Genomic DNA, 14,844 nt, shown 5'->3' with positions numbered 1-14,844 from the left:
TTTATCCCGCTTTCCAGGCTAATTTGTTGCGATAATGCATGATTTGTTCCTCTGGAACTTTTTTGGTCCGAAGAATGAGCTCCAACAAGGATAACGTTTTTTCTACATCCTCAGCCGTTGCCTCTTTTCCAATCTGTGATTTGATCTGGTTATATCCACTAATCACAATATTTTCATATGCTTCCGAATCTTCATTATTATTTTTGGTCGAGACAATAATCCCTAGTGCTCGCGAAAAGACACTGTAGTGTTTATTGACTTCGATGTCGTCTTTCAGTTCATTACTAAGCTTTGAGAGTTGCTCCTCGTTGTGGAGGGCGTGCACTTGGACCTGATTTCCAAGCATTTTGACAAACATTCCGTTCGGGGATAAATCAATGAATACTTGAATGCCCTGCTTCACTGCATAATCTACAGACTGTGTCCAACAGACGGGATTTACCATCTGACTGGATATCCCCTTCTGAACATTAGAAGGCTGATACGGTCTTGCGAATTCGTTGCTAATGACTTCAGTACTCCAATATGGGTTAAACGAGAAACTGTTCAACTGATTGTAAACTTCGTCTGCCGCTGCCTGCATGTAATGAGTATGAAAAGCGCCACTGACTCCTAAAGGAACAGACTCTACCTTGTTTTGTTTGACGAAGTCCTGCAGATCAGCCTTCTTACCTGCAATGACCGTTTGCTTAGAAGAATTATAATTGGCTATATAGATATCTTGTCTATCGCTCAACCACGATTCAACCTTCTCCGGTGAAGCAAACACAGCTGTCATACCCGTACTTTCTTGTGTATCAATTGCTTTTTTCATGGCAGTTCCTCGCACATCTACCAGTTTTAATCCCTCACTATAGCTTAGAGCACCTGCAATGGTTAGTGCTGTAATCTCACCCAGGCTGTGTCCAAGAACGATGCTAGGATATAAACCCACATGTTCCCGGTACAATTGATACATGCACATGGACCCTACATAGGTTGCCAATTGTGCTTTTCGTGTGTCTTGGCTTAGATCAGAACAGAACCACTCTCTGATCGGCTCCTGCAACTGTGTCTCTGCTTGCTCAATCCATTTTAGTGTTTGTTTATTTTTCAGCCATGCTTCCTTTACTTCCTCGCTAATTTTAGTTCCTTGTCCTGCCAACATTAATGCAATTTTCATATCGAGTTATCCTCCTTATAATCGTTCAAGAATTTTATGTGTCAGCATTTCGGAAGTATAGTGATTAAAGAAATCACTTATTTTTAGATTCACTTTGAATTGTTCTCGTATTCTTTTTTTGAACTTTACCAAGAGTGTCGAATCCATACCGAGATCAAAAAAGCTTTCTTCTGCATGTACAGTCTGCTCATTCAGCAATGTGCATACCATCCCGGATACCTCTTTGTATATAACTTCATAGTTATCTTCTCTTAAGATAACGTTTGGAGAAGCGTTATCTCCATCTGTCTTAGTTTCATCTTTCAAACGTAACATTTGATCCAGCCCTATTTCCGTATCAGCGTATAATGCATGGACATTACGACTAAAAATAGATAACAGTTGTTCCATGTCTTCCGAACTATATTCGCTGTATATCATTGTTATATGAAGTTCATTCAGTTGTTTATATATCGAGAAGTGAAGACCATATTTTTCATCGCGATATGTCTCGATTTCATGGAGTGTTATTGCATGCTCATGACTAAGCGTAGTCTCGATCAGACTTCCTGATTTGTAGTCAAAAATGATATCCCGAAAAATGTTCATACATTTCATGGACTCCCGATATCTCACAGCATCATAATGGCTGCTCGTTGTCAGATCCTTGAATATCTGTTGTTGAACTTCTGCAGTGAGTTGCTCCACGCTTGAATAATTCTGTGTATCAAACCTCTTATGAAAAGGAACTAACTGAACAAAGTTTCCAAGTGCTCTAAAATTGGTCTGATTTCTACCCAGATACGGATAAGCCAGATACACGGAGTTATGGTTCAGCCAGCCGGCTACACTGATTGCAAAAGCAGTCAGACATAAAGAGAAATCCGTGTATTTGTGTTTGACCATACTCCCCAGTTTCACAGTTTCACTTCGATAGTTCACATGCTCACTCTGTTTGTTGAGCAACCGAGATTTAAATCCTTCATATTCTCCAAAATCAACTGTATTACGCTGTGAGTTAATATTAGAATCCGTATGTTCTTCCACCGAACTGCATTGGAAGGCCAATGGCTCATCCGAGAGATATGCTGCAATTACATCTTGCAAAAAAAGATTAATACTTAAGCCATCAAGTAACGCATGATGTACATTAACAAAAAGGTAATCATTGGTTTCATCAGCCACCTTACATAATACAATTTTGACTAACTCTTTATCTTCCACCGATATCAAGTGAGCATCGAGCATTGCTTGAGGTTCAAACTTAGACTGTGAGCAAATTTCAATTGTAGGTACTTCTGCCGTGATCCATCTCTCAATGTCAGAAGCAATTCGATAGGAAGTCCGGAAAATATCAAATTGTTCAAAGTATAATGTAAGCAGATTATACATTTTGGCAACATTGAGCCCTTCCCCAAACTTCACAATCATGGGAATATTGTAAGCCGTAGGATTCAGTAAACTGCTATTAATGATTCTTTTTTCACTATCACTAGCCGGCTTTGACATCATTCACAATCTCTCCTAAGGTGCGTGTAAATAGCATATCCAGATCTATCGGATAACCCTCTCCTCCTAATTTCCAGATGACTTCCATTGCTTTAATAGAGTCACCACCCAGCTCCAAAAAAGTCTTACTCATGATTAGCTCACTTTGGAGTACACTTGTCATTACTTCTGCAACCTTGTTCACACTATTGGACTCCTGATCTTTATGTCGGTTCATTGCTTGCATGTCTGTTTTACCATTGTTATTCATCGGGATTTTGCCCACCACCTTAACTGTTGGTATCATATAATCTGGCAGTATATTGCGAAGATGCTGACGGAATGGTTCGAGTTCGATCATATCCGTTACAAACAGGTACAGCCGTGTACCATCATAATGAGCCAGACACTCTTTATTTAGGCCATAGTTGTATGCACAACGTTCAATCTCGCCAAGTTCAATCCGATATCCAGAGACTTTAACCTGCCGATCTGCTCGCTCGACATAGTTCAATTCCCCTCCAGCACTCTCATAAACAACATCGCCTGTCCGATAATAGCGTTGCCCCTCCCAGTACGCAAACGCTTTTTCATTCGCTTGGTCATTGTCGATGTAGCCTCTCATCAAACCTGAGTCAGATAACAATAACTGTCCTTGTTCTCCACGGTTAACCGGTATGCCACTTTCATCCAGAATGAGAGAATTTCCCTGGTCAAACATCTTCCCGATCGGAATCTCTGTTTCATCCCCAATTACCCTATATCGGGTGGCAAAGACTGTGGTCTCCGTTGGGCCATACACATTGTACACATTGCAATATTGCGCCGCTTCATGCAGATGTTTGATGGAAGCACGTTCACCCCCCGTTAAGATGAGTTGCAACTTGCTCAAGTCCTCCACACATTCTTCAACATATAGATTAAACAATCGTGTTGTCAGAAATACCGTATCGATCTCTTCCAAAATCTCTGGGAGGATATCAAAGTCTAGACTATCATCCTTACTTACCATTCTAAGTGTCATCCCATTCAGCAATCCGCCAAAAATTTCGTAGACGGATGCATCGAATTCAAGAGGAGCAAATTGACCAATTACATTGCCTTCGTAGAATTCATTTTGTCTCACAATTTTTTCAATAGATCGATCTTCAATAGCTACAGCCTTAGGCTCGCCAGTTGATCCAGAAGTGAAGATAATGTATAAAAGACTGTTGGCTTGGCGAGAAGCTTGCTGTACCCCCAATACGTCTTGTACCACATTTTGACGAGCACACTCTTGCTTCTCTATTTCATTAAGACTACGAAGTACGACTTTGCCATTCACTTTAGTACGCATTTTATTTTTGCGATGGTTCGGATAGTCTTGTGGAATGACGCAATATGCAGCCCCCGCTCGGACAACTCCCAGCATGAGAATGATCGCCTCCAACTTATCCTCCGCCTCAATAGTTACCACATCTTCATTGGCTATTTTTTGCCACATTAAATTTTCGGCTACCCTGGCTGTCAGTATATCCAATTGACCATACGTCAGCGTCTTTGAGGAATCCTTAATCGCAATTTTCTCCTTATGCGTATTGAAACTCCAATCTAATTCTTCTAATACATTCAACAGAAATCCCCCTTTCAGACAAGACAGTTTTTCAGCGTTGTATCCATTAGATCTAACATAAATCGAATTTGCTCTTCACTGTATTGGCTTGGATTATATTCAATTTCGATCTGTGCGTTACCATTCACTAGAAAAACACGAATATATAGTTCAAATTTGTTTAAGTTATCCGCAGGAATATATTGAAAGTATCTGAACATATCTTCTTCATAGGAATAGACAACTGGATGATCCATGTTACATCGTGTTGGTGGTTCCATGCTCCGCTCTGCAAACGCACTGAGATTATCCAAAGAGATCTGTTTGATCGTTGCTAAAATGTCGCGTCCCCTAACAATTCTTCGGGACTGCATCTGTACAAAACAACCAATCTCATGAAATGCTCCCATACTCATACGCCAATTACCTATAGTTCCATACACGCTGCCTGTGCAAGTCTGTTCTAATACCGATTCCCATAATCCTTGAAAAACTGAATTTCTGGTTACTTTCAACAAGGTTGAAATTTGATCAATATGTTGAAATTGTTCAGGTTTCAATTGTTTTATTAGACGTTCCAAATGACCTTTTTTAGTTGTTACATGCATATTTTGTCCAGATAGCCTTAAGAATTCTTCCTTAGTAAAAGAAGACTTGTTGGTTTGTAACTCATTAATTCGTTGGTAAAAACCGAAGTCGCTATCTGGTGAATTCCGAGATCGTCCTGCAAGGTGATCCATAAACATAGATTCAAAGTTTCGAATACCCCATCCGTCAATACAGATATGGTGAAATTCAATTAGTAAATACATCTTTTGTTTATACTCTGCGAATTGAGTTCTCCAGGGATATTCTTTGGTAAGATCGATCATTTCTTTCCTTTGCTTTAAATAAATTTCGGGATGTTCATCTAAATAGATCTGCGGAATTTCAAATTGATGTGGGTCCAGGCGGTGATAAACTTGATTAAACATTCGGTGCTCCGCATCATAGGTATACCGGGTCTGTAAGGTTTGACACTCCTGTATTGTTATTAAAAGAGCAGTGCAGACCTCCTTAAGACTAACAGGTTCTGGAATTTCATAGATGAATGGCAAACGATACACAGGCAATTGATTGCAGATAAACATTTTTCGTTGTATATATGTCAGTTCGCTAGATTGAAGAAGGTCCATCTGATGTTACCCCTCCTTCAATATCCATAGGAATTATCTGAAACTCCCTCAAAGCTCGCTCAAAAGTAACCATTATCCGTCTTTCTTCTTCTGAGTCATATACGTTACTATCGATATACACACTCAGTTGGGAATTTGAAAAACCTCTACGCAGCTGAACGAAAATTTGAAACTTGGATAATCCATCAAATTCAATCGTTTCATCAAATATAGATGAATCCTCAGGCTCTTCCCCTTCTTGCAGTGTTTGAAAAACAACACGAGGATAGGAGAGATTAAATCCATGTTCATTCAAATCCATTAAAGATACCGTTTGGTTCATTCTTGCAATATAAAGGCTGTTCTTCAGAATATCCGAATTCGTAGTAGAGAAGAACAAAGGTAAGACTCTGGCAAATGAACCAATGACCTGACTGGTTCGTGCTATAACACGCCCATGATAGACAGCACCAATATATCCCTCTTCGTAATCAAAATACCTGGATAATGAATAATGGACTACGTTTAGTATCCTTAATTCTGTCTCTTCGAAATTCGGTATGCCTATATCCAGGTTCCAGTGATATGGATGAAAGTATCCACTACCAAGAGAAGATTTACCCGGATTGTGGAATTGTTTGTACGGAAGAAGACTTTCCCATTGCTTGAGGGCTATAGAGGTAGCATGACTGTACTCCTCTGCCAATGAAGCATATTGCGAATATACAGGTTTATGATTGTTATAACACTCTGTTATCTGATCTTTTAGGATTTGAATACCCATATGATCAATAAGTATATGATGAATATTGAAGTACAGATACATATCTCCTGTAGAATTCAAATGAACAAGTTTGAAGTCCCATAATTGTGAGTGAGGATGTATACGAAGTGTTTCTTGATCTCGCTGTAGATCGCTTAAATCTCCTACATCCACCCATTCAATATGTACCTGCTGCTGAGGCATTACTGAAGCTATAAACTGGCCATCCTGCATTTCAAATGAAGTGAAAAAAATATCATTTCCTTGAATAACCTGTTCAATAGCTTCCTTAACCCTTTCCATATGGTTGGCTGCCTGAGACGTTAGACGTAAAGCATAACTTACATTGTACATATCCGTATTTATGAAACGAAAACTATCAATAAAGATTGTTTTCAAAAAGCCAGGAAGATGATAATGATTAGGGTTAGTCGATTCTGGTCCATCCTCCCGTTCTGAAATGGACTTTTTACTGAGTTTTTGTTTCAATTCTTTAATTGTAGAAGAAGTATAAATATCATGGTAAGACAATTGAACGTCATAGTACTCGTAGGCATCTGTAATGATCTGAGCAATCTCGAAAGAGGTGATATCCGTATCCAGTAGATGATCTTCTTCGTTATATCGCTCAAATAAAAGTTGGAGTGTAGAACTCCGCTGAGTTTTACCAGCACTAATAGTGGCGCTGTTTTTTGGCTCAACTTCACCTTTTTTGATACTTACTTCCTGCCCACTCATACTTAACTGCTCATCGAGATTAATACTATTCAATTCAAGTACCATCTCTCCCAAACAATCACATACGCCCTTTACTAACGTGTTATCGTAACGAAACTCCATATACAGACCGTCTTCATATTCATTGAATTGGGTATGGTTATCATATTTGTACAAATAATCTCCCAAAACAAAGGTTGAGAACACTTCAGAATGGGCAATTGGATCTGACATTCGTGTATAAGAGACGACCAAGTCAAAACCCTTCACGCCAATAAGATTCATATATTCCTCATAAGTTAATGCACTTGAAGATTCAATAGCCACAAAAAAATTCTTGAACAGAGCTTTAGCGTTATCCTTGTAACTCAGCTGTTCTGACAGTTGGAATGAATACGGAACAACATCTGTATAATTACCAATCTGATTTTGTTCTGTCTGATGATTCCGCCGTGATATAACTATCCCGAAACGGGATTGTCTACGCTCCGTTGCAAGAGCTATTGCATATAATATGACACCAAATTTGGTAATCCGGAGCTTTTGTGCCAATGATCCTATGGCTTCCCACACTTGTGATGACAATTTGACTTTTCCATAAACGGGATCTTCCAATGGCTCATGAGCAGAGAAATGGGATATGGACTTAAAGGATTCGAAATAGTCATGGAGCATCGATGAATCTTTTTTTCGAATTGTTAGGGACCTCTCTGGCATATCGTACAGACCAGCAGGAACAGAGAACTCACCATGAAGCACTGAATATTCCAATGCGGTCATGAACTCGTTCATCGAATCGCCATCAAACACCAGATGATGGATAAGAAATTCAATTCTGCACTCCGCTTCATCTATATAGTATTTTGCCAACCCTTCTCCCTCAAAAACATCCAGTTTGACATCCTGAAGAGAAATATGACTTCTAAATGAATTAGGCGTGTTTAGCCTTGAACAAAAAGCATATTGGGACTCCTTCTGTACAATGGTTAATCCTAAAGCTTTATGGCCTTCCATTACTCGTTCAATAGCATCAGCTATATTACAAACCGCCCACTTAGAATCATATTTCACGGTGAAGAATATATCGTAGTTCTTACGATGTTTCTCGGCATACAGAATTTTTTCGTGTAGAGATGATAGATTGGATAATTCGATGGTTTGCGCAACCTGAATGGTCAAGATAATCCGTCCTCCGATCTCCATCGTGTATCCCCGGCATCTCCCTTCAATTCGAGGATGTACCGGGAAAACGAGGTTCTGCTATATTTTATACGCTGGAAGAGCTTAAATATCTTCTGTTCTCACTCTTGTCAGTAGTACAAAAATAACCGCAGCACAGACGAACAAACTGATAATATGCACTGTAATCATGCTACTGTTACCTGTAAACCCACTGAACATCTCATTGTTCAACTCTGTAATCCAATGGGTAGGCAATACACTTGCAATCTTTTGCATACCTTCAGGCATAATTGAACTTGGCCAGAGTGTTCCGCCTAACATCGCCAGAGGAAGTGATACTACGGTAATAAGCAACCGCCCGGTAGACATTTTGGTTGTACGACTTACAAGCAGTAACCCAATACCTGCCGCGATCATATTGAGTAATCCATACGCCAACACGAGCAATAGAAGTTCTCCGAACGATAAAGACAGATCAATTTGGAAAACTCCGGTCATCAGAGCAATCATAAGTATAAATTGTCCTACACCGATGACTGCAAACACACTTACGGTCTGCACATAGTAGCTCAATTTACTGCTCGCTGCCAGTAATAAACGCTGGGTCGTGGTATGCACCTTATCACCAAGGAATAACAGTGTATTCGTCATTGTAAGGAACATAATGATAAACACAATCATATTGAATGAACTCGTTAATACCACCGCATTAGGGTTTCCAAGAATCTTCTGTTCCACTTGTATTGGAGCTTTGGTTGCTGCAGCTTCTTTCATACCTGCGGTTAATGATTCTTCACTGGTGGCATTTTTGGCCAATGTTTTTAAAACAGAGAATACACTATTCAGTTTAATCTCCAACGAGTTTGAATTGAAATTCTGCTCATTCACGTAACTATTCACCTTGAGCAGATCCGGATCATTAAATATGTCCTGAGTGCTTGAAGGGAATACAATTCCCAGATTGGTACTATGATGAATAGCATCATCTGCCGAAGCTGCTTGAGTAATGGTGACATTCTGCTTCTTCAGCATATCCGTGATATAAGAATTCACAGCTGAATCTTCTACATACATCGTAAGTGTGACCTTGGTTGCTTCCTCATATTGCGCTACTACAGAATACGTAAATACAACTGGCAACAACAAGATTAAGATAAAGGTAAGTTTTCGCTTGAAAATACGTCTTAAATACAGTTCGAATACCCGCATCTTATCGTGCCTCCTTTCTTGTGAGGGAGTACACTGCAATTAGAACAAATCCCATTGCAGCAATAAGGGCAGTAAATACAGGCATCAAATCAATTACGCCTTGCCCAATATAATCGAACATTGGACGTTGGAACACTTCATTGATGCTTATGGAACTGAGCTCACCCATATCAAGTTTAACGAATCCGCCACCCACAAATGTCATAACCGGAATCAACAATGTCACTACACCATCCACTTGTTTGATTCGGCGTCCAATAACCCCCAAGAGCAAACCTAGAGCGTTAAAGAAAATTGAACCTGCGATAATGATGAAGAATACAAACATCATGTTGTCTCCATAGCTGACGTTGAAGAAGAGTTTTGCACAGAATACAATGACTGCGCCTTGAAGAATAGATATCGTACATCCTGTTAGAAACTGCCCCATAATTAATGCTGTTTTGGAAATTGGACTAACCAGATAACGATCTCCCAGTGCTTCACTGTACTCTTCCTGTACAAAGTTCATGGTATTAGCCAAACCATATACAAGAATCAGAACTAACATAGTCACGCCATAATAGCTCATCGCTGAAATATTGGAACCACTCTCCGTGGAAGCCTCTGTTGCAGTTCCCGGAGCAACCAACATGTTACTATACTCATGTGAATATACGATATTCGGATTGCCCGCACTCGCAACTTCCATTGCCAGGTAGCCATCACCATAGGCTGATAGGGCCAGGTCTGTAATATTAACTTTCTCAATATTATTATCCTTACCATACACCGTGATGTTACCGTTCTTATTTTTCTCATACTCACTTGTTAGATCTTTAGGCAGATATATATACTGTTCTACCTCTCCAGACTCCAACATCTTGAGCGCTTGTGTGCTACTAGAGCCTACCTTGACATTAAACATCTCTTTGTTGTCTTCACTACTAAGGAATGAAACAATATTTTTCCCAACATCTCCACTATCTTCATTGACCACAACTGTTGAAATCTGAGATATGATAGTGGACTTTGTTTCCTTATCTCCTGTCTGAAACACACCAGACAATGCATTCCCCAGAATCATAATCAAAAGAAGCGGCAACAGGATGTAATTGACAAATACGACAGGGTTCTGAAGCTTACGCTTCATACTCGTTGCAAATATCGTCCACATAGATCTAATCCCTCAGATTCTTTCTTGTTAATTTGAAAAACACTTGTTCCAGATTAGGGGTAATATATTGAAAGCTTTTCACATCTTCGCCAAAAGACTCCTTGATCTGACTTATTGCATTCACGTCATTTTTAGGGACTCCCAACTCGACATTGTTGCCTTCTGCCAGTAATACAACATAATCCTCAAGCTGCTTGGTGTACGCCGTACTTTTACGTTGTAGCTCCAAACGGATGATAGCCTGGTCTGTATGTTCCTGAATTACATCATTGAGCTTACCTTGGCAGAGCAATTGTCCATCATCGATAATTCCGACATGAGAGCAAATTCGTTCAACTTCCTCCATGTAGTGAGAAATATAGATAACGGTTGTTCCAAGTTGATTCAACTCTATAATGGCATCCAAAATTCGATTACGGGATTGTGGATCAACACCCACTGTTGGCTCATCAAGTATGATGACATCCGGGTTGTGGACAATACCACAAGCAATATTGAGTCTTCTTTTCATGCCACCCGAGAATTTTTTAGGTTTTTGTTTGCGTTCTTCCCACAGTCCAACAAATTCAAGGGCAAAACGAACCTGTTTCTTCAAACGCTCTCCCTTTAATCCGTACAGTTTACCGAAAAACAATACATTCTCATAAGCAGATAGGTCATAAATCAAGGCCAAATCCTGTGGAACATAACCTACTCGTTTGTTTGTGCTTGCATTGAGATGTTCGTTAAACCACTGAATTTTACCATTTTGAGGTTTATCCAGCCCAAGCATAACTCTGGTTAAAGTAGATTTCCCTGCCCCATTGGGACCAAGTAAGCCGTAAATCTGACGATCTCCAACCGATAAGGATAATTGTTTTAGTACTGGTTTCTTTTTGTTATAACTGAATTGAATATTCTCTCCAGTAAATACCGTTTGCATATTCGTTTACCTCCTAGATTTGTTGTGCCTTTTATGTAAACTTAGTGTAGCACTCAATCTCATCACTTAAACTTTCATGTCATAACAGGCACGTATGAAGTAATAACTGTACTTTCTGAAACAGATTTTGGCTTCGTAACCGTTAAAACATGACCTCTGATTATTAGGCTCAATAACAAAAACAACGATCCTGAAGATACGATATATCGTATCTTCAGGATCGTTGCTGCACATCAGATCTTTCTTAATTATGTTTAGGCTGTAACCGTTGCGACTGTGGGTTGGGCAGACTTGTTCTTTTGCATGCCAACTCGCAGCAGCGTAATCCCCCACGTTATAACCGCGATCAACAGAAGATGAATCATGTATCCACCTACGGCTTCTCCACTATAGATCAAACGCATAAATCCCTGTACCCCATTGGAGGCGGGCAGAAAGTTTCCAATATGACGATAGAATGGCGCCAGCATCTCGGCTGGAATGATATTTCCTGCAGTCATCAACTGGAGCGGAACCATCGCCACATTAAATAGAGGGCCTGCATTGCCAAACAGGGCAAAACTCATTTGTGTGAAACAGATACAAGCCAGACTCACCAGCACATGATACAGATACAACGCGCCGAAGGAGCTCGCCACATCCGTGAACTGAAGAGCGACTGTATCCACAATCAGAGGAACGATCACAGCTATACACAATAACAGCAATTGCCGTCCCCAGAAGATTTCCCATTTGGAGTGATTACGCTTCATGATATTCGACGTGATATTGAACTGAATGTTCATGGTCATCGCAGCAATGTAGGTGATAAAACCCAGAATCATAGGCAGCATCGATGTAGCAAAATCACTGACACTGTTCGTTTTATTAATTTCAGCCTTCACAGGCCCTTCATTCATCTTCGCCATCGCTTGTCCAATAGCTGAACTCAGTTCATCGCTGTTTATACTATCGTTATTAAGTGTCACTTGAACCTTGGATTCCAGAATCCCTTGACCCATTTGTGCAGTCATTCCGGTCGCCGCATGTTCCACAATGGATTTGGCTACATCGGCATTTCCCTGATTGATATAAAAGGACAAACTCGCGTCTGTACCGCCTGCAATCTGGTCAGTGAATCCTTCCGGAATAACAATAACCATCGCATAGTTACCCGCATTCATCTGTTTCTCGGCTTCCTGTGAAGAATTCAGAACATTGACATGGAAAGGCGCGAGCGTTTCAATCTGCTTCTGCGCCTCTGTTCCCTGTGTCCCGTCTTCGTTCACCAAAGCAACTTGAAGTTGATCTACTCTCTCCGTGGCTTGATGATAACCCGTCATCCAGATCACAACAAATAACAGCGGAACAATCAATGCAAATACCAACCCTATTTTTGTCTGTGGCACTTTAAGAAAATCTTTGAAGCTTTTCATTCGTTCACGACTCCCATTAGTTAAAATTAAAATAATTGCACTACATATATATGCACATGCACATATATGTCCAAAAAAATTTATTTCATCTTTTCATAGATGCGATTCATCACATTCATGAATACTTCCAGCTCTTCAGGGGAACATTCGGCGAGTGCCTCTTGCTCTTGCTGTTTTGCCTTTGGTGTCAGATCGTTATTCATTTCCAGTCCTTCCGCCGTCAAACAAAGCAATACCGCTCTGCGGTCCTGTGGATCTTCTTCTCTTGTCACCAGACCTTTACGAATCAACTTGTCTATAATTTTACCCACAGTTGTTTGGTCCCGAACGGTTAATTCAGCCAGTTTTTTCTGTGATATATGACTTCCAGCCTTGCTCAATTCATTCAGAACTGCAAATTGTTCCGGAGTAATATCCTGTTCACTCAGATTTCTGGTTGTTGTTTTTTTATAGGCCAGATACGTCCGTGACAGAATCAGTCCAAGTGGATTTTCATCCATATTAACAGGCATACTGATGCTCCTTTCTCCATATAGTAGCACTACCATCTAATTTGCGTAAGCTCTATATTATTACCAAATCTACACTACTGTCAATTTAATTTTCTATATTTCCAAACAAAAAGAGACCCACCCGTTAGTCAGGCAGCTCTCTCCTCTGGCATCGTCAAACCACACTTACTCGGGCTTGCCACTTGAAGTTTCGGTATCGTCCTTCTTCTTCGTACCTTTACTTTTATAAGGCTTCGGTGTACTTTTTGCCCGGTTAGCGGCGGCTTGCCAACGGTTCCAGCCTTTTTTTCCCGTGCCACGGCCGGTGCCGCCTTTACCTTTTGCTTTACTCATGTTATCACTCCAATAATCCTGTATATGCTTAAAAATGACCGTCCTCGGTAACTTATTATGCAACCCAGCCCATCTAATTCACTTCCAGCATCTCTTATTATACCAAAAATCCACGTCTTTACGTCCATTTCCATAAATCATTGTATTGTTATTCTGTTATGAAAGCGGTATAGTGGACATAATTGAAAGAGGAAGCTGTATCTTCTTCGGGATTGTTACTGGTAAGCAGGCGATACCCAAACCAAGGCTGTCTATGGAGCCTTAGTTTGGGTTTTTTGTTATTATTATGACCATTGAGGTGAAACACATATATGATCATTCGTCAGATTTTCAACAACAATGTCATCCGGGCTGAGAACCAGGTTGGTCACGAATTTGTTGTCATTGGCAACGGTCTTGGCTTTAAAAAGAAAAACGGCCAGCCCGTGGATGAGGATAAAATTGAAAAAACCTTTGTGCTGAAATCAGATAAAATACCGCAAAAGCTCATTGATCTGATTGGGGAAACATCGGTTGAATATTTGAAGTTAGCAGACGAAATTGTGGGCCATGCCAAAAAGGAAATGGGCGATATTTTTAGTGATAATATCTATATATCATTAATCGATCATATTCAGTTTGCCATTACCCGGTACCGTAAATCCGTCGGGCTGAAGAATTCCCTTTTGTGGCAAATTAAGAAGTTTTACAAGAAGGAATTTGGGGTTGGTATGAATGCTGTGGAGCTGATCCAGGAACAATTCGGCATCCAAATGGATGAACATGAGGCAAGTTTTATTGCCATGCATTTTGTCAACGCACGCCAAGATGCTCAAGGCATGAAACAGACCGTTGAAATTACCGAAGTTATTGATGATATCTTCAACATTGTGACCAACCATTACCACATCGCCCTGGATGAAAATTCATTTAATTATTCCCGGTTTATTACCCATCTGCAATACTTTGTGCAGCGAATGTTAAGTAATGAACAGGAGCAATTTGCTTCAGGCGATAACTTTCTGTATGAGCAAGTGAAAGACAAATATAGCAAGGCTTTTCAGTGCACCCAGTTGATTAATCATTATCTTGAAGACAAGTTTGAAAGTGCCATGTCCATTGATGAAAAGGTGTATTTGACGATCCATATTCAACGTGTCACTTCCCGTAACGATTTGCTTGACGCGGAATAAAAAAAGCTTGCAAACGATTACGGCGTCATATATAGTAGGTCTCACAACTTAACGACAAGGATTGTTACTGCTCAAGCAGGCGATACCTA

12 protein-coding genes are annotated in these 14,844 nt (G+C 40.2%); 1 reads left to right on the top strand and 11 read right to left on the bottom strand.

Translation table 11 applies throughout. The features are described 5' to 3' along the window. Position 1 precedes the first annotated feature (1 nt). The 11 genes from MKY85_RS04370 to MKY85_RS04320 all read right to left on the bottom strand — a co-directional run bounded on the left by MKY85_RS04370 (position 2) and on the right by MKY85_RS04320 (position 13,583). Positions 2-1,162: an ACP S-malonyltransferase gene (locus MKY85_RS04370; protein WP_342571895.1), complete on the bottom strand. Its 1,161-nt coding sequence runs from the start codon at positions 1,160-1,162 to the stop codon at positions 2-4. Between the two features lie 15 nt (positions 1,163-1,177). Continuing rightward, positions 1,178-2,653 (bottom strand): condensation domain-containing protein, encoded by a 1,476-nt coding sequence (locus MKY85_RS04365; protein WP_342571894.1) that lies wholly within the window; start codon positions 2,651-2,653, stop codon positions 1,178-1,180. Beyond that, positions 2,634-4,241, bottom strand: coding sequence for a non-ribosomal peptide synthetase (locus MKY85_RS04360; RefSeq protein WP_342571893.1), 1,608 nt, complete (start codon positions 4,239-4,241; stop codon positions 2,634-2,636). The genes MKY85_RS04365 and MKY85_RS04360 overlap by 20 nt, the downstream gene beginning before the upstream one ends. 14 nt (positions 4,242-4,255) lie before the next feature. Beyond that, positions 4,256-5,395 carry a condensation domain-containing protein gene (locus tag MKY85_RS04355; RefSeq protein WP_342571892.1) on the bottom strand — a complete coding sequence of 380 codons (1,140 nt, stop codon included), beginning with the start codon at positions 5,393-5,395 and terminating at the stop codon, positions 4,256-4,258. After that, positions 5,376-8,033, bottom strand: a complete 2,658-nt coding sequence (locus tag MKY85_RS04350; protein WP_342571891.1) for a condensation domain-containing protein — start codon at positions 8,031-8,033, stop codon at positions 5,376-5,378. The genes MKY85_RS04355 and MKY85_RS04350 overlap by 20 nt, the downstream gene beginning before the upstream one ends. Positions 8,034-8,138: 105 nt before the next feature. After that, entirely contained in the window at positions 8,139-9,245 is a 1,107-nt protein-coding gene (locus MKY85_RS04345; protein ID WP_339239653.1) for an ABC transporter permease, read from the bottom strand. A gap of 1 nt (position 9,246) precedes the next feature. Continuing rightward, on the bottom strand, positions 9,247-10,401 hold the full coding sequence (locus tag MKY85_RS04340; RefSeq protein WP_339239650.1) for an ABC transporter permease: 1,155 nt from the start codon (positions 10,399-10,401) through the stop codon (positions 9,247-9,249). A gap of 4 nt (positions 10,402-10,405) precedes the next feature. Continuing rightward, positions 10,406-11,323, bottom strand: a complete 918-nt coding sequence (locus MKY85_RS04335) for an ABC transporter ATP-binding protein (RefSeq protein WP_076333361.1) — start codon at positions 11,321-11,323, stop codon at positions 10,406-10,408. A 254-nt stretch (positions 11,324-11,577) separates the two neighbouring features. Beyond that, complete coding sequence (locus MKY85_RS04330; RefSeq protein ID WP_342571890.1) at positions 11,578-12,738, bottom strand: ABC transporter permease; 1,161 nt, start codon at positions 12,736-12,738, stop codon at positions 11,578-11,580. Positions 12,739-12,818: 80 nt separating this feature from the next. Continuing rightward, a complete protein-coding gene (locus MKY85_RS04325; RefSeq protein ID WP_342571889.1) occupies positions 12,819-13,250 on the bottom strand; it encodes a MarR family transcriptional regulator in 432 nt (143 codons plus the stop codon). 165 nt (positions 13,251-13,415) lie between these two features. Then, positions 13,416-13,583: a DUF3934 family protein gene (locus tag MKY85_RS04320; RefSeq protein ID WP_076333364.1), complete on the bottom strand. Its 168-nt coding sequence runs from the start codon at positions 13,581-13,583 to the stop codon at positions 13,416-13,418. Between the two features lie 311 nt (positions 13,584-13,894). On the opposite strand from MKY85_RS04320, the gene MKY85_RS04315 reads away from it, so the two are divergent. Beyond that, a complete protein-coding gene (locus MKY85_RS04315; RefSeq protein WP_342571888.1) occupies positions 13,895-14,755 on the top strand; it encodes a PRD domain-containing protein in 861 nt (286 codons plus the stop codon). Positions 14,756-14,844: the final 89 nt, after the last annotated feature.

Source organism: Paenibacillus sp. FSL R5-0749 (assembly GCF_038595085.1).
Taxonomy (GTDB): domain Bacteria; phylum Bacillota; class Bacilli; order Paenibacillales; family Paenibacillaceae; genus Paenibacillus.
The sequence above is the reverse complement of the archived record's forward strand: the minus strand, read 5'-3'. Positions and strand labels throughout refer to the sequence as shown.

Bases quoted from the DNA above. Each gene is read 5' to 3' on its own strand.
- MKY85_RS04330 (WP_342571890.1), bottom strand. From the start codon at position 12,738: ATGAAAAGCTTCAAAGATTTTCTTAAAGTGCCACAGACAAAAATAGGG.
- MKY85_RS04335 (WP_076333361.1), bottom strand. From the start codon at position 11,323: ATGCAAACGGTATTTACTGGAGAGAATATTCAATTCAGTTATAACAAA.
- MKY85_RS04325 (WP_342571889.1), bottom strand. From the start codon at position 13,250: ATGCCTGTTAATATGGATGAAAATCCACTTGGACTGATTCTGTCACGG.
- MKY85_RS04355 (WP_342571892.1), bottom strand. From the start codon at position 5,395: ATGGACCTTCTTCAATCTAGCGAACTGACATATATACAACGAAAAATG.
- MKY85_RS04320 (WP_076333364.1), bottom strand. From the start codon at position 13,583: ATGAGTAAAGCAAAAGGTAAAGGCGGCACCGGCCGTGGCACGGGAAAA.
- MKY85_RS04365 (WP_342571894.1), bottom strand. From the start codon at position 2,653: ATGATGTCAAAGCCGGCTAGTGATAGTGAAAAAAGAATCATTAATAGC.
- MKY85_RS04370 (WP_342571895.1), bottom strand. From the start codon at position 1,162: ATGAAAATTGCATTAATGTTGGCAGGACAAGGAACTAAAATTAGCGAG.
- MKY85_RS04340 (WP_339239650.1), bottom strand. From the start codon at position 10,401: ATGTGGACGATATTTGCAACGAGTATGAAGCGTAAGCTTCAGAACCCT.
- MKY85_RS04315 (WP_342571888.1), top strand. From the start codon at position 13,895: ATGATCATTCGTCAGATTTTCAACAACAATGTCATCCGGGCTGAGAAC.
- MKY85_RS04345 (WP_339239653.1), bottom strand. From the start codon at position 9,245: ATGCGGGTATTCGAACTGTATTTAAGACGTATTTTCAAGCGAAAACTT.